The following is an 18,002-nucleotide window of genomic DNA, read 5'->3' as shown; positions in this document are numbered from 1 at the left end:
ATGGAGAAGGAACGGTCGACCGACCATCAACCTTCTTCCATCAACGCTTCAGTCGTCGGCGGCCTGCGGCTGGCTGCCGCCCCTGGCTTCCCTGAGGGCGCGCCAGACCTTCTCGGCGGTGTAGGGCATGTCGAGGTGCGCGATGCCCGCCTCGTGCCACAGGGCGTCCATGACGGCGTTGGCGACGGCGGCGGTGCTGGCGATGGTGCCGGCCTCGCCGATGCCCTTGACGCCCAGGGGGTTGTGGGGGCTGGGGGTGACGGTGTGGCCGTGCTGGATGAACGGCACGTCGTCCGCGCGGGGCATGGCGTACTCCATGTACGTCCCGGCCAGCAGGTTGCCGTCCTCGTCGTACGCGGCTTCTTCCAGCAGCGCCTGCCCCATGCCCTGGGCGATCCCGCCGTGCACCTGCCCCTCGGCGATCAGGGGGTTGATGAGGGGCCCGCAGTCGTCGACACTGCCGTAGCCGCGCAGTTTCACGTGGCCGGTGTCGGTGTCGATCTCGACGACGGCGATGTGCGTCCCGAAGGGGTACACGAAGTTCTTGGGGTCGTAGAACGCGGTGGCTTCCAGCCCGGGTTCCAGGTCCGCGGGGTAGTTGTGCGCGAGGTGGGCCATCAGGGCGATGTCGAAGAAGGTTTTGCTCTTGTCGGGCGCGCCCTTGATGCGGAACACGCCGCCCTCGTGCTCGATGTCGTCCTCGCTGGCTTCCAGGAGGTGCGCGGCGATCTTCTTCATCTTCGCGGTGATCTTCTGCAGCGCGAGTTTCAGGGCGCTGCCGCCCACCGCGGCCGAGCGGCTGCCGTAGGTGCCCCAGCCGTAGGGCATGCGGCCGGTATCCCCGTGGATGAGTTCGATGTCCTCGATGGGAATCTGGAGTTCGTCGGCGGCGATCTGCGGGAAGGCCGTCTCGTGGCCCTGCCCGTGGCTGTGGCTGCCGGTGTACAGTTCGACCTTCCCGGTGGGGTGCACGCGTACGAGGCTGGATTCCCACTGGCCGGCCTGCGCGCCGAGCTGCCCGACCAGGGCACTGGGGGCCAGGCCGCAGGCTTCCAGGAAGGAGATCAGGCCGACGCCCAGGATCTTCTTGCCGCCTTTCATGCGGGCCTGTTCCTCGCGCAGGGCGGCGTAGTCCATCATCTGCATGGCCTGATCCAGGGCGGGTTCGTAGTCGCCGCTGTCGTACACGAGCGCCACGGGCGTCTGGTAGGGGAACTCGTCGGGCTGGATGAAGTTCTGGCGGCGCAGTTCGGCCGGGTCCATGTTCAGTTCGTGCGCGGCCATGTCCACGATCCGCTCGATGAGGTACGTGGCCTCGGGACGGCCGGCGCCGCGGTAGGCGTCCACGGGGACGGTGTTCGTCATGACGCCCGTGACCTTGGCGTGAATGGCGGGGATCTTGTACACGCCGTTCAGCAGGGTGCCGTACAGGTACGTGGGCACGGCGGGCGCGAACAGGGTCTGATACGCGCCGAGGTTCGCGTGGGTGTTCACGCGGAAGCCCAGGATCTTCCCGTCGTCACTGACGGCCAGTTCGGCCTCGGTGTCATGGTCGCGGCCCTGCGCGTCGCTGACGAAGGCCTCGCTGCGCCGCGCGGTCCACTTGACGGGGCGGCCGATCAGGCGCGAGGCGAGCAGCACGATGACCTCTTCCTGGTACTGGAAGATCTTCGTGCCGAAACCGCCGCCCACGTCGGGGCTGATCACGCGCAGCTTGTGCTCGGGGATGCTCATCACGAACGCCGCGATGATCAGGCGGTGAATGTGGGGATTCTGGCTGGTGGTGTACAGCAGGTAGTCGCCGCCGGCCGGGGTGAACTGCGCGAGGCTGCTGCGCGGCTCGATGGGGTTGGCGACCAGGCGGTGGTTGCGCAGCTTCACGTGCACCTTGCGGGCCGCGCCGTTGAAGGCCTCGGTGGTGGCGGCCTCGTCCCCGATCTCCCAGTGGAAGGCGACGTTGCCGGGCACGTCGTCATGCACCAGGGGCGCGCCGTCGGCCAGGGCCGCGTGGGTGGTGGCCACGGCGGGCAGCGCGTCGTACTCGACTTCCAGTGCGGCGGCGGCGTCCTCGGCCTGCGCGCGGGTCTCGGCAATCACGACGGCCACGATGTCCCCAACGTGGTTCGCTTCCGTCAGGGCGATGGCGGGGTGGGCGGGCGTCTTGAGGTCCGGCAGCAGCCAGCCGACCGGGATGCTACCCAGTCCGGCCTCCTGCACGTCCTGGCCGGTCAGGACGCGGATCACGCCGGGCATGCTCTGCACGGCGTCGGTGTGAATCACGCCGATCTTCGCGTGCGCGTAGGGACTGCGGACCATCGCGGCGTGCACCATGCCGTGCAGGACCATATCGTCGGTGTAGTGCCCGGTGCCGGTGATGAAACGCGGGTCCTCCTTGCGCTTGAGGGCCTGCCCGAAGTACTTGTCGGTACGGGATTCGCTCATGGGGTGATGCCTCCCTGGGGATGGGCCGTCGGCGCTGGGGGCGGGACAGAGCCCCACTCAGCGGTCAGGGCCCCGAGCTGGTCTTCAGTCGTCGGCAGCCTGGCCCGCGCCGCCCTGCATGGCGGCTGCGGCGTGCTGCACGGCCTTGACGATGTTGTGGTACCCGGTGCAGCGGCAGTAGTTCCCTTCCAGGTGGTGGCGGATGACGTCCTCGCTGGGGTTGGGGTTGTGCTTCAGGAGTTCGGCGCTGGCCATGATCATGCCGGGCGTGCAGAACCCGCACTGAAGGCCGTGTTCCTCCCAGAAGCCAGTCTGGAGGGGGTGCAGGTCGCCGGGCGTGCCGAGGCCCTCGATGGTGGTGACTTCGGCGCCCTGGGCCTGAACGGCCAGGAGGGTGCAGCTTTTCACGGCGTCGCCGTTCACGTGCACGGTGCACGCGCCGCACTGACTGGTGTCGCAGCCGACGTGCGTGCCGGTCAGGCCGAGATCCTCGCGCAGGAAGTGGACGAGGAGCGTTCTGGGCTCCACGTCACGGGTGTAGGTCTTGCCGTTCACTGTCAGGGTGACGTTCATGCGGGCCTCCCACGGGCTGGGGTGGAATGAGGGAGTTCCAGAGCTGGAACCTGAGTTGTCTGACCGACCCCATCTAAACACATGAAGGTTGGAAAAGGGTGCGTGGCCGGGCACACTCGCGCGCGCCCGCCCCAGGTGGGAGCTCCCGTGCAGACGGGCTGCGCGCCGGGCACGCTGCCGCAGCGGCGGAAGTGCTAGCGTGAGGTCATCACCCGAGCCGGAATTCGCCGCTCACGGCGGGGCTCCCCGACGTGGCCGCGCGGCGCTGGCCGCTTCACGAGGACGCGCTATGAACGACAGATTGACGCTGGAACGGCAGAAACTGATCAGCGCCTGGTACCGGTACGTGTCCCAGCAGCACGCGCCGGTGCCCGCAGGCACGCCCGTGACCGAGGAGGTCGCGGCGTCCTGGGCGCGCTCATCCCTGACCGTGCCGCCCGAACGGGTCAGCGCGCCCGTCAAGAACGAGGCGGATGTGCAGCACGCCTGGCAGGAGAGCCCGCTGGAGTACGGCGTGCGCGGCCTGATCCCCGAGCTGCGCCGCCTGGCTGAGGAAGCCGACCTGATCGTGGCGGTGGGGGACGTGGACGGCACGCTGCTGTGGACGCAGGGCAGCGAGCGCATGACCGGCCTGGCGCGCGGCGTGAATTTCGTGCCCGGCGGCCAGTGGGGTGAGGGGAGCGTGGGCACGAACGCCCTGGCCCTGTCGCTGCGCACGCGCCAGCCGGTGCGGGTCTTCAGCGCCGAGCATTACGTGCAGACCGTGCACGACTGGGTGTGTTACTCCAGTCCCATCCGGGATACGGGGACGGGCGCGCTGCTGGGCGTGCTGGACATCAGCAGCACCTGGGAGCACAGCACGCCGCTGGGGCTGGCCAGCGCCCGGCATTACGCCGCGCAGATCGAGCAGGCCATCCAGGGGCGGCCCAGCGTGCCGGCCGGTCAGCTGCACCTGGCGTTCTGCGGATCGCCGCGCGTGACCTTCGGGGGGCAGCGCCTGCACCTCACGCCGCGGCAGCACGAGCTGCTGGGCGTCCTGGCCCTGAACCCGGGCGGCCTGACGCTGGACGCCCTGCACGCGCACGTGTACGGGGATCAGCCGATCAGTCTGAGCACCCTGAAATCTGAGGTGAGTACCCTGCGGGCGCTGCTGGGCGGGCAGATCGCGTCCCGGCCGTACCGGCTGGGGGTGCCCGTGACGCTGGACGCGCAGCGGGTCGAGGAACTGCTGCTGGCCGGCCGGGTGAGCGAGGCGGCCGACCTGTACGACGGGCCGCTGCTGCCGCATTCGGCGTCGCCGCTGCTGACGTACTGGCGTGAGTACCTGGACGCGGCGCTGCGGGAGGCAGTGTGCCGCAGTGGCGATCCGGACCTGCTGTGGCGTTACGCGGCGCGGTTCGACGACCCGGAGTGTCTGGACGTCCTGGACGGCCTGCTGCCCGAGGGTGACCACCGCCGCCCGATTGCGCGGGCGCGGCGCGCCGCGCTGGACGCGGCGTTCTGAGCGGCGTCCAGCGCGCCGGGGAGGCCGCGTGATGTTCCGCCTGAGCGCCGCCTCTCCCCCGCCCCCGAACGTGGCATTGACCCTGCTGGCCCTGAGCGTGGTCCTCAGCATGGCCCCGTGGTTCAGCGCTGCGGCCGCGCTGCCTCAGTTGCGGGACGGCTGGGGCCTGAACGCCTATCAGGGCTCGTGGCTGACCCTGGCCGTGCAGTGGGGTTTCGTGCTGGGCGCGGTGCTCAGCGCCGCCCTGAATCTCGCGGACCGGGTGCAGCCGCGGATGCTGATTCTGGCGGGTGCGCTGCTGGCCGCCGGGGCGAACGCGGCGCTGCTGCTGCACCCGGCGCTGGGCGGGGCGCTCGTGGCGCGGGCGGGGGTGGGGGCGGCGCTGGCGCTGGTCTATCCGCCCGCCCTGCGGGCCATGAGCGCCTACTTCACGCGGGGGCGCGGCCTGGCGCTGGGGGTCATGGTGGGGGCCCTGACGCTGGGTTCGGCCCTGCCGCACCTGGTCAACGCCCTGGGCGGCGCGGACTGGCGTGTCGTGATCGCCACGACCAGTCTGCTGGCCGCGCTGGGGGGCCTGCTGGCGCTGCCGGTGCCGCCGGGACCGCGGAGCACCCAGGCCCCACCGTTCCGGCCCGCGCAGGCGTGGCGGGTCCTCACGGCGCGCGGCCCGGCGCTGACGACCCTGGGGTACCTGGGGCACATGTGGGAGCTGTACGCCCTGTGGACGTGGTTCGCCCTGTTCTTCAGTGGTGTCCTGAGCGGAGTGGGCGCCGTGGACGTCCCGCGCGGCGCGGCGCTGGCGACCTTCTGCGTGGTGGGCGTGGGTGGGCTGGGGTGCGTGGTGGGAGGCGTGCTGGGGGACCGCTGGGGCCGCACCCGCCTGACGGAACTCGCGATGTGGCTCTCCGGCGGGTCGGCCCTGGCGCTGGCGGGGCTGCTGCTGGTCGGGCCGCCCAGTCCAGCGCTGGTGCTGGCGCTGAGCCTGTTCTGGGGGTTCTGGATCATTGCGGACAGCGCGCAGTTCAGCACGGTCATCAGTGAGATCGCGCCTGGAGCGTACGTGGGTACGGTCCTGACCGCGCAGCTGGCCCTGGGGTTCACGCTGACGGGCGTGACCATCGCCCTGGTGCCGGCGCTGCTGGGCGCACTGGGCTGGCCGGGCCTGTTTGCGCTGTGGGCGCTGGGGCCGCTGCTGGGCGCGCTGGCCATGAGGGCCCTGCGCGCCACGCCGGACGCCGCGCGGATCGCGGGTGGGCGCGGCTGATGGTGCCGGCCTCGCGCGCGCATGGGATGGAAGTCGGCGTCCACCGGGCGGCCTAGCTCTCGGGTGGACTCCCCTAGATGAACAGTGTCACTAGATCAGGCAACACTGGACAGGCGCCAGAAGATGTATTTGGTGTAACATGTACACTGTTGCCGTGTGGAAGTCGCCGACTTCCGGCGGTGTTTACGGGACGGCGGGAGCACTCCCAGCCAACTCGTGAATTCGTTCACAGGAGAAAGAGACATGAAGACCCTCATCCTTGGTGCTGGTTACTCCGGCCTGGCCGTCGCCACCAAAATGAAACCCGCTCCCGGCCTCGAAGCCCTGATGGTGGAGCAGAACGCGTACCACACCTTCGAAACCCGCCTCCACGAGGCGGCCGCCCACAACACCCCCGTCACGCTGCCCCTCGCGCCCCTGCTGCGCGGCACCGGCGTGAACCTTGAAAAGGCCCAGGTCGAGCACGTCAACCTGGACGACAAGGAAGTCAAGCTCAAGGACGGCCGCGTCCTCACGTACGACACCCTCGTCGTCGGCCTGGGCAGCGTCACGAACTTCTACCGCATCCCCGGCCTGGCCGAGAACGCCAGTGAACTCAAGCAGCTCAGCGACGCCGACGAGATCTTCACCTTCGTCAACCGCGCCTACACCACCGAGTACCAGGGCAACCGCGACATCGTCGTCGGCGGCGCGGGCCTCACCGGCGTGGAGCTCGTCACTGAACTCGCCCAGCGCGCCCAGCTCCTGACCAAGGAACGCGGCCTGCCACCCTTCAACATCTACCTCGTGGAAGCCGGCCCCAAGATCCTCCCGATCCTGGACGACGCCCTGCGCGCCAAGGCCCAGCGGACCCTCGAGGAGTACGGCATTCACATTCTCGTCGGGCACCGCATCACGCAGGCCACCGCCGACACCGTCACCGTGCAGACCGCCAGCGGCGAGCAGAAGACCCTCGCCGCCGGGAAGATCATCTGGACCGGCGGCATCCAGGCGCGCGACATCGTCAGCGGCAGCAAGCTGGAGAAGGGCCCCGGCGGCCGCATCGCCGTGGACGACAAACTGCGTGCCAAGGGTTACCCCGAGGTGTTCGTGATCGGCGACATGGGCCTCGCGCTGAACCAGGAAGGTAAGCCCGTGCCCACCACCGCGCAGCACGCCGGGCAGCAGGGCCGCCTGACCGGGAAGAACATCATGCGCCTCGTGCGCGGCGAAGAACCCGAGTCCTACGAGCCCACCACCCTGGGCGAGTTCGTCAGCCTGGGCGGCCTGATGGCCGTCGGCTGGATGAAACTCCCCTGGAACCAGAAGCTCGCCATCACCGGCGGCATCGCGCACGTCATGAAACGCGCGAGCGAATGGCGCTGGCGCATCAGCATCGACTGAAGCCAGTTCATGCCTCAAGACCCCCGAGCCCTCACGTGGCGCCGGGGGTTTTTTGCGCTGTAGGCCCTCTGGCCTACCAGCCACACCTGCGGTCTCCGGCTGTTCCCCTGGCCTCTACACTCGGGTCATGCGCCTTCCCCTCCTGCTGATCCTGGCCCTCCCCGCCGCGCTGGCCTCTTGCAGCGGCATGTTCGAGAAACACAACGCCGACCGCGCCGAACAGCTGAAGATCGACAACGCCCTATACTTCCGTACGCAGTGCATCCAGGCGCTGGAACGCGCCCGCGCGACCGCCACGCCCCAGCAGCTGCCCGCCAAGCTGAACGGTCAACCCTGCACCTCCGACGTGCTGGGCGACTACGCCCTGAGCGCCGACATGGCCCGCACCATCACATCCAGCGTCGTCACCCTCGACCCGGAGCGGCTGAGCGACTACACCATCACCGTGACCAGCCTGAACGGCAAGACGTTCCGGTACGTGGACCGTGGCGACGCCGAAGCCGCCGCCGAACAGGCAGGCACGTACACCGAGAGCGCCCCGGATGTCGTCAGCGCGGACACCGACAGCAGCACCGTGAACGTCGAGCAGCAGACCCCCTGACCGATCAGGGAGATCCACCGTTCAGCCCGCGCCAGCCCTGGCCCTGCGTGGGCTGGTTCTTTGCGTCCTCAGTCCAGCCAGGGGAACCACCACGGGTCGGCGGCGCAGCGGGCGTCCACGGTGTCCGCGTCGTGTAGGCGCACGGGCAGTGGGAAGTCAGTCGGCGTGACCGGCGCGGCCAGGACCGGCCGGACCGGGTGAGGGCAGAGCAGGTGCGGTTCGCGCACGCGCCCCAGACCCGGCCAGTCGTAGGGAGGTGTGAGGTCGAAGCCGTCGGGGGGCAGAACGTACACCACGCCGGGGGCGAGCAGGTCCTCGCCCACCATGACGGTCACCTCCGGTTGCGGTGCCAGTGAGAGGAAGTACCGCAAGTCGCTCCAGCCGCCCGCCTGCTCGACCTGAAGGGCGGCGTTCAGGATGAGCCGGACCCGGCGTCGGTCACGCAGGGCGTACATAAGCGCCCACAGTGAGTCCGAGGTGGCATACACCCCGGTGCGCTTGCTGAACTCATCGACGCCGAGATCGTGGGGGGTGCGCGGCTCGAATTCGGTCAGTCCGACCTGCGGAGATCAGTGGAACAGGATACCCTTCCCGTATAGCCAGTTCAGGAACTGCTAGCGAGGCACTTCAGGTGGCAGCCGGGCCGGATTGCGTGCGACCCACGCGCCCTGGAATGCCGTGAGGTCAGATTCGGCGAGGATGACCTGCGGGGCGGTCAGCATCCAGGGGCGCATGACCAAACTTGGCATTTCAGTAGCAGCAACACATCGGCCACCCACTACATAGGCAGACTGAGCTTGACAGAATCTAATCCAAGGCAGACTATGTAGACAGACATAGCTATGCAGGGGCGGCAACCACGCGGGACGCTGCGCGGCCAAAGCCCCACACCGGAGCACCCATGAACCCAGACCTGCTGCGCGGCAACCTCGACCTCATCCTCCTGACCCTCCTCGAACAGCAGCCCCTCTACGGCTTCGCGATCATCCAGGCAGCCCGCGACCGCACCGGCGGCTACTTCGACTTCAAGGAAGGTAGCCTCTACCCCGCCCTGCACCGCCTGGAAGCCGAAGGGTTCCTCGCCGCGCAGCACGGCGAAACCGGCCGTAACGGCAAACCCCGCAAGTACTACGCCATCACCGACCGGGGCCGCGAAATCCTGAAGGCCAAACGCCAGGAATTCGCCGCCTTTACCGGCGCCGTGCATCAGCTCGGTGGGACCGGCGCGTGACCACCGCCGCTCACACCACCCCACGTGTGCTCACCGCGTACCTGCGGCGCGCCACCTGGGGCCTGCCGGAGGCGCGCCGCCAAGAACTGTGGGACGAACTCGAAGAGCACCTGCTGACGCGCGCCGACCACCTGATGCTGACCGGCCTCACCCCCACTCAGGCCACCGCCCAGGCCATCCGTGAACTCGGGCCACCCGCCCGCGTCACCCTGGGCATGGCACAGGTGTACACCATGCCAAAACTCATCCTCACCGCCGCCACCCTCGCCCTCGGCATCAGCGCCGGACTCTACGCCCTCGCAGGCGGCAGCGGGCCTGCCGTGCATATCTCCGTCGTGAAAGGCACGCTCCCGCAGCCCATCTGTCAGCAGGGCAAAGTACCACAGGAAAAAATTGCCAGTATTGTCAGCCAGGACAGCACCACCTGCTACATCCCAACAAGCTCTGCCGATCTGCTTCCGGGCGCCTACGTCAGCGAAGCGACGGTCCGCACTCTTGCGGAGTCCCTCGGCCTGCAGGTCACCATGCGACCTGATGGCTGGATGAATGTGGCTGACCGTGAAGGACGTATGAGCTTCTCATCGCGGGCGGCCAGCGTTCAGAACGGACTGCGCTATTTCGACGTCACCAACATTCCCCACGTGCTACGGATCGCGTCACCCGTCATCTTCTCTGGCTTCGACCATCCCGTGGTTCGCACCGACAAAACCGCCTATGATCTCTCCCCGGCGAGTGGAGCCGACGTGTACGGCAGCTTCTCCACGGTCTTCTGGCAGATGGTAGACAGAGTGTCCAATCTCACAGTGAGCCTCGACGCTCGGTACACCCATGTCATCAGGACCGATCAGCCCGAGGGGGAGGTCGTGATGTTGACGTCCTCCAGAGACCAAAAGTATGCCTTCAATTTCGCTGAGGTGAAGAAGGATGGCATCATCACCATCCGCTCCGCTGAACAAAAACTCCGGTGGACTTCCGACCCGAAGAAGCTGGAAGGGCAGGGCAACACGGGGCGGCCACAAGCGGTGCTCATGCGCGTTTCCAACGTCCCCCTCAACACCCTGAAGTCCGGCATTTTTGTGCCTGCTCAGGCGACGTCCGACGCCCGTTAAACCTGTTGGCCCCCGGTGCGCCCGGTCCATTCTTCCAGGAGGTACTGGAGTCTGGTCTGGGCGTTCTCCTGGCTGCCGTACACGCTGCGGATGAGGTCGCCGCCGGGGGCGAAGGCGAGCCAGTGGGGGGTGCCTTCGGTGTGCCAGTGTCGGGCGAGGGTGCCAGTAAGGTCGAGGGCGACGGGGAACGGGAGTTTCGCGTAGGTCTGGGCGAATTTTTTCAGGGTGGGTTCGACGTCCCCTCTAGGCAGTTGGCGGTGGCCGTAACTGGTGTGGACGGCGAGGAGGTGGACGGCGTCGCCGAATTCGGCGTGCAGGCGCTTAATGAACGGGATGCCGCGGGAGACGCAGCCGGGGCATTCGAGGTTGAAGGTCATGACCAGCCCAGGCCGCGTCCAGTCCTGTGGTGGGGGGAGGGGGTCGCCGTGGACGAAGTCGGTGGGGGCGGGCCAATCCATGCAGGCAGCGTACTGGACGGGCGGGGCGGGCCTATGCTGGGCGCATGAAGCGTTTCGTGATGATTGCGGCGGTGCTGGGCGTGGCGGTGGCGGGTGCGTCCCAGGCGGCGACGGTGGCCGAGGTGAAGAAGAAGGGCGTGCTGGTGCTGGGGACCGATCCGACGTTCGCGCCGTTCGAGTTCAAGGGTCCGGACGGGCAGGTGCAGGGTTTCGAGATTGATATTGCGCGGGCGGTGGCGAAGGATCTGGGCGTGCGGCTGGAGATCCGCGCGGTGGGCTTCGGGGCACTGATGCCGCAGGCGGTCACGTCGGGCCGGGTGGACATGGCGATCAGTGCGATCACGATCACGCCGGAGCGGGCGAAGGTGGTGTCGTTCAGCCAGCCGTACTTCCGGTCGGCGCAGGTCTTCATCGTGCGGGCCGGGAATCCCGGGAAGTTCGCGTGGCCCGCGAGCGTGAAGGGGAAGGTGATCGGTGTGCAGGGGAACACGACGGGGCAGTTCGTGGCGAACGACACGCTGAAACCGAAGGGCGCGACCATCAAGGTGTATGACGATTTCGCGGCTGGACTGGCGGACGTCCGCGCGGGCCGCATTGCGGCGCTGGTGGGGGACGCCCCCACGGTGGATGACCTGAAAAAGCGCCTGCCGGGGCAGTTCGAGCAGGCCGGGAAGGATCTGGCCGCCGAGGATTACGGCATGGTGTTCAGGAAGGGCAGTGATCTCGCCGCCGCCGCGAACAGGACGCTGGCGCGCCTGAAGGCCAGCGGAGAATACCAGCAGCTGCTGAACAAGTGGATTGTGCAGAAATAAATGCTGCACAGGGGGCAGGAGGTTGGATGGGCACCCATCTCCTCCTGCCCCCTGTGCCCTGATCAGGGTGTCAGGCTGAGGACGGCGAGGCTGCCAAGGATCAGGGCGAGGCCTGCCCAGCCGGTGGGTGTCAGGCGGGCGCCGTCGATGCGCTGACTGAGGAGGGCGGTGGTGCCGATGCCCAGGCCACCCCAGAGGGCGTAGGCGACGGCGACCGGCAGGTCGCGCGCGGCGAGGCCGATCAGGCTGAAGGCCAGCAGGACGGTCAGGACGGCGCCGACGAAGTACGCGGGGCGGGTGAACCCGTCGCTGCGTTTCAGGAGGAGGTTCGCCAGGACGTCCAGCAGGGTGGCCCCGATGATGAGGAGGGCAGTGGTGAGGGTCATGCGGGCTGCCCCGTGACAGGTGCAGGGGGGACCGTGTGGTCGGCTGGGGCCCGCGTATCCTCGGGTGGGTGGCGGGTGCCGCGTCCGAGCAGGGCGCTGCCGAGCAGCAGGCCGCCCAGCGCGAGCAGGTGCGTGGGGGGCAGGTGCTCGCCCAGCAGGACGGCACCCAGGACGGTGAGGCTCAGGAGGCCCAGCGCCTCCCAGGTGGCGAAGGCCACGGCGACCGGGATCTGCCGGAACGCGCGGGACAGCAAGTAGAACGCACCAGATAGCTGGGCGTATGTGAGCAGTGTGTGCGTCAGCGGCTGGTCGTGCAGGTGTTTCAGGCTGAGGGTGCCGGTGACCTCCAGGGCGATTGCCGTCAGGAGGTACAGCCAGGCGTGCATAGGTGGATCACCTTCCATGGGGCGGGCGTGGAGGCCCCGATCTGCCACTCAGCGTACCGGGGTGCGGGGCGCACATGGGGTGCAGATGCACGTTTCGTGGTGCGGGGGTGAGGTTGCCCTATCGTGGGGCGGTGAAGGTGTTCGCGTGAAGGAGTACGGTTGTGCTGTGCCTGTCGGGGTGCGCCCGTGACGGAAGTGCTGGAGGGGTTCCGGACGGTGCTGTCCGGGGCGTACCCGCGGCTGCTGCTGTCGGGACTGGGCCTGACGCTGGCGGTGAGTGTGTGCGCGCTGCTCGTGTCGGTCCTGGTGGGCACGGTCCTGGGTGCGGCGCGGGTACTGCGCGTGCCGGTGCTGGGGCGGCTGGGGGACGCGTACGTGACGGTGGTGCGCGGCATTCCGCTGATTGTGCTGCTGTCGGTGGTGTACTACGGCCTGCCGACGCTGGGCGTGACGCTACCGGATTTCCCGGCGGCGGTACTGGCGCTGGGGCTGTACTCGGCGGCGTACACGAGTGAGATCGTGCGTGGGGGCATGGGCAGCGTCCCGGCTGGGCAGGCTGAGGCGGCCCGCAGTCTGGGCCTCAGCCGCATTCAGGCGCTGAGGTTCGTGGTGTTGCCGCAGGCGTGGCGGGTGGCGCTGCCGGCGCTGGGCAACGAGTTCATCAGTCTGATTCTGGGCAGCAGTCTGGCCAGCGCGGTGACCTTGCAGGAACTGTTCAGTCAGGGTCGGTACATCACGAACGCCACCTACCGGCAGTTCGAGGTATACGCGGTGCTGGCGCTGGTCTACTTCCTGCTGACGTTCGCGCTGTCAGGGTTGGTGCGGTGGCTGGAGTCGCGCCTGAGTCGCGGTGTGACCTTACCGGAACGCCGCGTGATCTGAGGTCATAGGGAGTGGGGATGAGGCGGCGTGGGCCGCCTTTTTTCGTATCGCCGTAAGGGTTGTGGCGTGTGCGGTGGCGTGGGCGTGGTGGGTGGTCTGGCGGGGGCGTGCTGAGTGAGGTGGCGCATCACACCCTACGCTCATTCTGCTATTTGCGAAATTAGTGACATTGTTCTATAATCTACATAGTTATTCAGAGAGTCCCAAACGGCTCCACGCCACCAGAATTCACGCTCACTCCACACGAACCCTTCACCCCAGCCATGCCTGAGGTGAACGGCGTTCCACACCCACCGGCGGCCTGAAACGGGTGACATCCCGCTTCCGCTGCCGCGCCACCTCCCCACATGCAGTCGGCCCAGACCACCCGGTACCCCACGGACACCGGACAGGCCGCGACTGGAGATTGATTATGTTTTTAACGTATTTCTTGACCTTTCTGATTTCCACGTTCACACATACGAATCTCTTTTTTGATGTCCCTCTCTTGGCAAACGATGAACAACGGCCACGTTTATAAATGCAATCAGCTAGGCTTTCGCTGTGTCCGACTCCCTCATCACGCTCCGTCAGCTGCTTCTACTTGACGATGCCGAGGGAACGCTGCACCATCTGATCCATACGGCGCAAGACGTACACAAAGCGGCGGACGTCCTCCCGATCATCGCAGCCATACCAGAGGTACCGCAAGACTGGTTGGACAGCGACTTGGGTGGGCTTGCCCTGGCATGGCTGTACTTCCGGGGCATGCAGCACCGCCAGCTTGACGACCTGCTGGACTCCCAGCCCACCGAGCAGCTTTTGCCCTTTCGGGCCCATCTCCACCTGATTCACCGGCGCAGTGAACTGGCCCTGAATATCGCGCGTTTCAGCATTATTCAGACTCCTGACCGCCCGACCCGTTGGCTCACTCTCACCCAGTTGGCAGGGGCGGCCGCCATGCTCGATTTATCTAACTGGAAGCAGCTATACCGATTCCAGATCACTCATGCCACACCCCTTTACCGGGGGATGGCACGCGTGCAGTTCGCGTTCGACCTTCAGCATCATCAGCAGTCTGCGGAAGCGACCATTGAGCTTACGCTGGCGCTCCGAGACTTGCAGCAAGACCCGACGACAACCACATACGTCTACCGAACACTCATTGCTATTGCCCTCGACACCAATCGACCAGCCGCGGCATTAAGCTCCCTACGTAGGGCAGACTCGATTGCACAGGACGGCCTGCTCGCCTCAGAACTCTTCTTCCCGAGATCACTCCTCACGCTGAGCTTGTCTCAGTATCCCATCACGCTCCATACCGCAACCGTCGCGCGCGCGCACATCTCAGCCGTAGAGAGGCTTGCTGAAATCCGAGTCCACGGCGCCCAGGCACTCGCCCTCATGGGGCAGCCATTCGAAGCGATCCTTATGGCCCAGGAGGCCGCGTCGCTGCACCGGGTGCTGGATTCGGGTCGGCACGCGATCCTCAACCATCTGGCGCTGGCGTACCTGCACGCGGGGGATCTACCCCGCGCGCAGGAAGCCCTGAGCCGCGCGGACAGTTACTCACAGCATGCGGGGACCCTCTCGTGGCTGGCCCGTGCGGAGTGCGCCCGACAGGCGGGGGGAGAGCCGCTGCCGCCCAGCGACGCGATTCGAGGGCAGCTGGCGACGTTGCGGTGGTCATGGGTACGGGCGTATCTGCCCGTACTGCTGGAACACTATGGGGTGGTGACGTTCGCACCGCCGGAGTGGACGGTGCGGGTCAGTCTGGCGGGGCCGGTGCGGGTGTGGATGTCCGGGGATGAGTTGCCGCTGCGTTCGACGCGACCCGAGGCGGGGTTGCTGGCGCTGCTGGTGGTGGCGGGGGGGCAGGTGTCGCGGGAGCGGGCGCTGGACGCGCTGGATCTGCCGGGGAAGACGCCGACGGCGCGGCGCAAGGCGCTGAGTGCGGCGGTGGCGGCGCTGCGGGAGTTGCTGGGCTGGCCGGACGCGCTGCGGGTGGAGGGAGGGGTGTTGCGCCTGTCAGACGCACCGCGCTGGGAGGATCCTTCTTTTCCAGTGGGTGGACGGGAGGATTTCTTCTGCGAGGGGCGGTTTGATCCGTGGGTGCTGGAGTGGCGTCAGGAGCGGTCTCTGGCGGGCCTGCCAAACTGAACCGAAGGAATGATTCGATGTTCTCAAAAATATGGACGTTCCGCGGACAGGTCCTCCGCACACTGGGGTCATGACCTCCGACGAGCCGACCGAGCGTGTCCAGATCCCCATCCAGCGCCTGTTCCTACTCGCGCGCCTGCTGCGCGACCGGCCTCATACTGTGGCGGAACTCGCGGCGACCACCGGGCAGACGTTGGCCGTCACCGCGCGCGACCTGCACGAACTGGAAGGTCTGGAGCCCGACCTGCGCGTGCAGCCGGGGCCACCCCAGCGGTACGTGATCGGCGTGGGCCAATCACTGGATGACGCAGGGCGGCTGACGCTGCTGCGCGGCCTGGACGCCCTTGCGGGCCACAGCGGCCAGGGGAGCGCCAGCCTCGAACCTCTGCGCCGCATCCTGACAGACGCGCTGCCGGCGCACGTGCAGGCCGCGCTGCCCAGCCCACCCCGCACGGCCCGGCCCGCCGCGCTGGATCAGGCGCTGACTGCAGTCACGCAGGCGTGGCTGGCGTGCCGCCCCATTCGCTTCCAGGAGTGGCGGCCCGGCGCACGCCGCGCCGCGAGACTCCACCCGCTGCGGATCGAGGCGCACCCGGTCACGGGGGACCTGCTCGTCGTGGGCCGCGACCCCGACCACGCGGGCGAGGTCCGCATGTACCGCCTGAGCCGCCTGCTGCACGTCACGCTGGAGGACGGCACCTTCACACCCGATCCTCTCGACCCGTCGCAGACGCCCGCGCTGCCCAGCGTCCCACAGCCCGCCGGGAAGGGACCCAGCGTGAACGTCCTGCTGCGCTTCACGGGCGAGGCGAAGTTCCGGGTGCTGGAGGGTGGGCACGCGTGCCTGGGCGAACCCATCATCAACCCGGACGGCAGCGTGGACGCGCCGCTCCTCGCGCCGTTGGACGCGCAGGGCCTGCCGCGTAGCGTGCTGCCGTGGCTGCTGTCCTGGGGCCCGAACGTGCAGGTGATCGGCCCGGACGCCGTGCGCGCCACGTGGCAGCGCCTGACGCAGGAGGCCGCCGCAGCTGCGCAGCAGCTGCCCACCCTGTTCGTCCAGCACGGCGCGGCGTGAGAGATCAGGAGGCAACGCCGCCCTCCTGATCTCCGTGTTCACTCCTGCTGGGCGTCGGCCCACGCCGTGACTGCCGCGCTCTGATACGCAGCCAGGCCAGGGCGCGCGCGGTCAATGTTCTTCGTGAACCGCTCGTCGGCCACCCACATCTGCGCCAGGCCGCGCATCATCGCGGCGGAAGCGTCGTAGTACGCGCCGCTGATGTGCGCCCGGTGCCGCGCCGCGACCGCCTGAGCCCGCTCGTCCGAGGCGGGCACGCCCCCGTCCATCAGGGTCAGGTACTCGGCGGTGATACCGTCCATCTCCGCACGCACGCGTTCCCAGTCGGCCTTCGTGTACCGGGCGGTGCGCGCCGCACTCTGCTGGTACGCGTCCGTGTCACCCCATCGCTCCCGGGCCTCATCCTCGTACTGCGCGGGATCGAACCCGTCGAATACTGCTTTCACGTCCTCGATGTTCATGATTGTCTCCTCTGCCCTGCTGTCCAGGGCGTCCAGCCGGGCCTGCACCTCCCGCAGCGTGTGCTCGGCGCGGCGCAGGCTGTCCTGTAGCCGCGCGGCGTGGGCGCGCAGGGCCTCGCGTTCCAATTCCGGCGGGGCGTCCAGCACACCCGCCACCTGGGCCAGGGGCACGCCCAGCGCCCGCCACGTCAGCACGCGCCGCAGCCGCGCCAGATCGTGCGGGGTGTATAGGCGGTAGTTTCCGTCGCTGCGCTCGGCGGGGCGCAGCAGCCCGATCTCGTCGTAGTGGTGAAGCAGGCGCACGCTCACGCCCGTGAGTGCCGCCACCTCCCCCACCGTCCAGCGCGGATGGCTGTCCAGGGTGCAACCTCCCTGCCCGGCAGCCTAGGCCCTCCCGCCACGTGAGGGTCAAGCGGGTGCCAGACTGACCGGATGAAGCCGCCCGCTGCCTGGACCGAGCCTGCGCGGCTCGACCTGTCGCCCGGGGAGCGCGCGGTGTTCCGCCGGCCGCCGGACCTGCCCGGCGTTGAGACCCTCACGGCGCGCTACGTGACGCATTCGTTCCTGCCGCACGCGCATGAGGGCGTGGCCGTCGCGGTGCTGCTGAACGGGGCAGAACGCTACCGCTACCGGGGTGGCGAGCAGACGGTCGGGGCGGGCGAGGTGGCGATCGTCGCGCCGGGCGAGGTGCACACGGGTTCGGCGCTGGACGCCGGGGGGTGGGCGTACCGGGTGGCGTACGTGCACCCGGACTGGCTGGGCGGCGCGGCCGGCTTCCGCGAGGCCGTCGTGCGGGACCCGGTGCTGGCCGGCGCGTGGCAGGCGGCGCATGCAGCGCTGGCGTCAGCGGAGGCGTCTGCGCTGGCACGCGAGGCGCTGGTGCGCGAAGCGGTGGAGGTGCTGCTGGTCCGATGGGGGGATGCCGCACCGGCCCATCAGGCGGCGGTGGATCACGCGGGGGTGCGTGAGGTTCAGGCGTTTCTGGACGCGCACCCGGACACCACGCTGAATCTGTCAGCGCTGGCGGGGCGGGTGGGCCTGAGTGCGTCGCACCTGTCGCGGTCGTTCCGGTCGGTGGTGGGCGTCCCGCCGCACGCGTACCTGCTGGGCGTGCGGGCGCAGGCGGCGCGCCCGCTGCTGCTGCGCGGCATACCGATCGGGGAGGCGGCGCTGGCGGTGGGCTTTGCGGATCAGGCACACCTGACGCGGGTGTTCACGCGAGTGTTCGGCGTGACCCCCGGGGCGTTCGTGCGGGGAGCAGGATCATTCAAGACCGCGGGGCGCGCCGTCCGGTAG

General features: G+C 68.3%; 18 protein-coding genes. 11 read left to right on the top strand and 7 right to left on the bottom strand.

All coding sequences use genetic code 11. The annotated features are described in order from the left end of the window. Positions 1 to 48: 48 nt before the first annotated feature. Entirely contained in the window at positions 49 to 2,442 is a 2,394-nt protein-coding gene (locus IEY63_RS13300; RefSeq protein ID WP_189069489.1) for a xanthine dehydrogenase family protein molybdopterin-binding subunit, read from the bottom strand. An 84-nt stretch (positions 2,443 to 2,526) separates the two neighbouring features. Continuing rightward, positions 2,527 to 3,015, bottom strand: coding sequence for a (2Fe-2S)-binding protein (locus tag IEY63_RS13295; protein ID WP_189069488.1), 489 nt, complete (start codon positions 3,013 to 3,015; stop codon positions 2,527 to 2,529). Positions 3,016 to 3,304: 289 nt separating this feature from the next. Between IEY63_RS13295 and IEY63_RS13290 the strand changes: the two genes are divergently transcribed. The 4 genes from IEY63_RS13290 (at position 3,305) to IEY63_RS13275 (ending at position 7,767) form a co-directional block, all read left to right on the top strand. Further along, a complete protein-coding gene (locus IEY63_RS13290) occupies positions 3,305 to 4,519 on the top strand; it encodes a GAF domain-containing protein (protein WP_189069487.1) in 1,215 nt (404 codons plus the stop codon). Positions 4,520 to 4,550: 31 nt separating this feature from the next. Next, positions 4,551 to 5,783, top strand: a complete 1,233-nt coding sequence (locus tag IEY63_RS13285; protein WP_189069511.1) for an MFS transporter — start codon at positions 4,551 to 4,553, stop codon at positions 5,781 to 5,783. A 243-nt stretch (positions 5,784 to 6,026) separates the two neighbouring features. Next, entirely contained in the window at positions 6,027 to 7,166 is a 1,140-nt protein-coding gene (locus IEY63_RS13280; RefSeq protein WP_189069486.1) for an NAD(P)/FAD-dependent oxidoreductase, read from the top strand. Positions 7,167 to 7,293: 127 nt separating this feature from the next. Further along, positions 7,294 to 7,767: a hypothetical protein gene (locus IEY63_RS13275; RefSeq protein WP_189069485.1), complete on the top strand. Its 474-nt coding sequence runs from the start codon at positions 7,294 to 7,296 to the stop codon at positions 7,765 to 7,767. A 68-nt stretch (positions 7,768 to 7,835) separates the two neighbouring features. Here the strand turns inward: IEY63_RS13275 and IEY63_RS22260 are convergent, their stop codons facing one another. Then, a complete protein-coding gene (locus IEY63_RS22260; RefSeq protein WP_229784701.1) occupies positions 7,836 to 8,222 on the bottom strand; it encodes a hypothetical protein in 387 nt (128 codons plus the stop codon). 446 nt (positions 8,223 to 8,668) lie between these two features. Between IEY63_RS22260 and IEY63_RS13265 the strand changes: the two genes are divergently transcribed. After that, a complete protein-coding gene (locus tag IEY63_RS13265) occupies positions 8,669 to 8,998 on the top strand; it encodes a PadR family transcriptional regulator (protein WP_189069484.1) in 330 nt (109 codons plus the stop codon). Continuing rightward, complete coding sequence (locus tag IEY63_RS13260; protein ID WP_189069483.1) at positions 8,995 to 10,107, top strand: permease prefix domain 1-containing protein; 1,113 nt, start codon at positions 8,995 to 8,997, stop codon at positions 10,105 to 10,107. Before IEY63_RS13265 ends, IEY63_RS13260 begins: the two co-directional genes overlap by 4 nt. Here IEY63_RS13260 and IEY63_RS13255 read toward each other — a convergent pair. Next, positions 10,104 to 10,565: a TlpA family protein disulfide reductase gene (locus tag IEY63_RS13255; RefSeq protein WP_189069482.1), complete on the bottom strand. Its 462-nt coding sequence runs from the start codon at positions 10,563 to 10,565 to the stop codon at positions 10,104 to 10,106. The genes IEY63_RS13260 and IEY63_RS13255 overlap by 4 nt on opposite strands. 44 nt (positions 10,566 to 10,609) lie before the next feature. Between IEY63_RS13255 and IEY63_RS13250 the strand changes: the two genes are divergently transcribed. Beyond that, positions 10,610 to 11,377: an ABC transporter substrate-binding protein gene (locus IEY63_RS13250; protein WP_189069481.1), complete on the top strand. Its 768-nt coding sequence runs from the start codon at positions 10,610 to 10,612 to the stop codon at positions 11,375 to 11,377. Positions 11,378 to 11,439: 62 nt separating this feature from the next. Here IEY63_RS13250 and IEY63_RS13245 read toward each other — a convergent pair whose 3' ends face one another. Both IEY63_RS13245 and IEY63_RS13240 read right to left on the bottom strand, forming a co-directional pair. Next, on the bottom strand, positions 11,440 to 11,763 hold the full coding sequence (locus IEY63_RS13245; protein WP_189069480.1) for an SMR family transporter: 324 nt from the start codon (positions 11,761 to 11,763) through the stop codon (positions 11,440 to 11,442). After that, positions 11,760 to 12,149 (bottom strand): DMT family transporter, encoded by a 390-nt coding sequence (locus IEY63_RS13240; protein ID WP_189069479.1) that lies wholly within the window; start codon positions 12,147 to 12,149, stop codon positions 11,760 to 11,762. The genes IEY63_RS13245 and IEY63_RS13240 overlap by 4 nt, the downstream gene beginning before the upstream one ends. 186 nt (positions 12,150 to 12,335) lie before the next feature. Here IEY63_RS13240 and IEY63_RS13235 point away from each other — a divergent pair, with 186 nt between their 5' ends. The 3 genes from IEY63_RS13235 (at position 12,336) to IEY63_RS13225 (ending at position 16,245) form a co-directional block, all read left to right on the top strand. After that, a complete protein-coding gene (locus IEY63_RS13235) occupies positions 12,336 to 13,031 on the top strand; it encodes an amino acid ABC transporter permease (protein ID WP_189069478.1) in 696 nt (231 codons plus the stop codon). A gap of 543 nt (positions 13,032 to 13,574) precedes the next feature. Then, a complete protein-coding gene (locus IEY63_RS13230; RefSeq protein ID WP_189069477.1) occupies positions 13,575 to 15,170 on the top strand; it encodes an AfsR/SARP family transcriptional regulator in 1,596 nt (531 codons plus the stop codon). A 70-nt stretch (positions 15,171 to 15,240) separates the two neighbouring features. Beyond that, the gene (locus tag IEY63_RS13225; protein ID WP_189069476.1) at positions 15,241 to 16,245 is read left to right on the top strand and encodes a helix-turn-helix transcriptional regulator; all 1,005 of its coding nucleotides are present in this window, start codon (positions 15,241 to 15,243) and stop codon (positions 16,243 to 16,245) included. A gap of 38 nt (positions 16,246 to 16,283) precedes the next feature. Here IEY63_RS13225 and IEY63_RS13220 read toward each other — a convergent pair whose 3' ends face one another. Then, the gene (locus IEY63_RS13220; protein WP_229784700.1) at positions 16,284 to 17,033 is read right to left on the bottom strand and encodes a MerR family transcriptional regulator; all 750 of its coding nucleotides are present in this window, start codon (positions 17,031 to 17,033) and stop codon (positions 16,284 to 16,286) included. 105 nt (positions 17,034 to 17,138) lie between these two features. Here IEY63_RS13220 and IEY63_RS13215 point away from each other — a divergent pair, with 105 nt between their 5' ends. Further along, a complete protein-coding gene (locus IEY63_RS13215; RefSeq protein ID WP_189069474.1) occupies positions 17,139 to 18,002 on the top strand; it encodes a helix-turn-helix transcriptional regulator in 864 nt (287 codons plus the stop codon).

Origin of the sequence: Deinococcus radiotolerans (assembly GCF_014647435.1) — a bacterium.
Lineage (GTDB): Bacteria > Deinococcota > Deinococci > Deinococcales > Deinococcaceae > Deinococcus > Deinococcus radiotolerans.
This window is presented reverse-complemented; position numbering and strand designations above follow the sequence as displayed.

What these genes read in the sequence shown, in the direction of transcription:
- IEY63_RS13300 (WP_189069489.1), bottom strand. Translation starts at nt 2,442, where the DNA reads ATGAGCGAATCCCGTACCGACAAGTACTTCGGGCAGGCCCTCAAGCGC.
- IEY63_RS13295 (WP_189069488.1), bottom strand. Translation starts at nt 3,015, where the DNA reads ATGAACGTCACCCTGACAGTGAACGGCAAGACCTACACCCGTGACGTG.
- IEY63_RS13290 (WP_189069487.1), top strand. Translation starts at nt 3,305, where the DNA reads ATGAACGACAGATTGACGCTGGAACGGCAGAAACTGATCAGCGCCTGG.
- IEY63_RS13285 (WP_189069511.1), top strand. Translation starts at nt 4,551, where the DNA reads ATGTTCCGCCTGAGCGCCGCCTCTCCCCCGCCCCCGAACGTGGCATTG.
- IEY63_RS13280 (WP_189069486.1), top strand. Translation starts at nt 6,027, where the DNA reads ATGAAGACCCTCATCCTTGGTGCTGGTTACTCCGGCCTGGCCGTCGCC.
- IEY63_RS13275 (WP_189069485.1), top strand. Translation starts at nt 7,294, where the DNA reads ATGCGCCTTCCCCTCCTGCTGATCCTGGCCCTCCCCGCCGCGCTGGCC.
- IEY63_RS22260 (WP_229784701.1), bottom strand. Translation starts at nt 8,222, where the DNA reads ATGTACGCCCTGCGTGACCGACGCCGGGTCCGGCTCATCCTGAACGCC.
- IEY63_RS13265 (WP_189069484.1), top strand. Translation starts at nt 8,669, where the DNA reads ATGAACCCAGACCTGCTGCGCGGCAACCTCGACCTCATCCTCCTGACC.
- IEY63_RS13255 (WP_189069482.1), bottom strand. Translation starts at nt 10,565, where the DNA reads ATGGATTGGCCCGCCCCCACCGACTTCGTCCACGGCGACCCCCTCCCC.
- IEY63_RS13250 (WP_189069481.1), top strand. Translation starts at nt 10,610, where the DNA reads ATGAAGCGTTTCGTGATGATTGCGGCGGTGCTGGGCGTGGCGGTGGCG.
- IEY63_RS13245 (WP_189069480.1), bottom strand. Translation starts at nt 11,763, where the DNA reads ATGACCCTCACCACTGCCCTCCTCATCATCGGGGCCACCCTGCTGGAC.
- IEY63_RS13240 (WP_189069479.1), bottom strand. Translation starts at nt 12,149, where the DNA reads ATGCACGCCTGGCTGTACCTCCTGACGGCAATCGCCCTGGAGGTCACC.
- IEY63_RS13225 (WP_189069476.1), top strand. Translation starts at nt 15,241, where the DNA reads ATGACCTCCGACGAGCCGACCGAGCGTGTCCAGATCCCCATCCAGCGC.
- IEY63_RS13215 (WP_189069474.1), top strand. Translation starts at nt 17,139, where the DNA reads ATGAAGCCGCCCGCTGCCTGGACCGAGCCTGCGCGGCTCGACCTGTCG.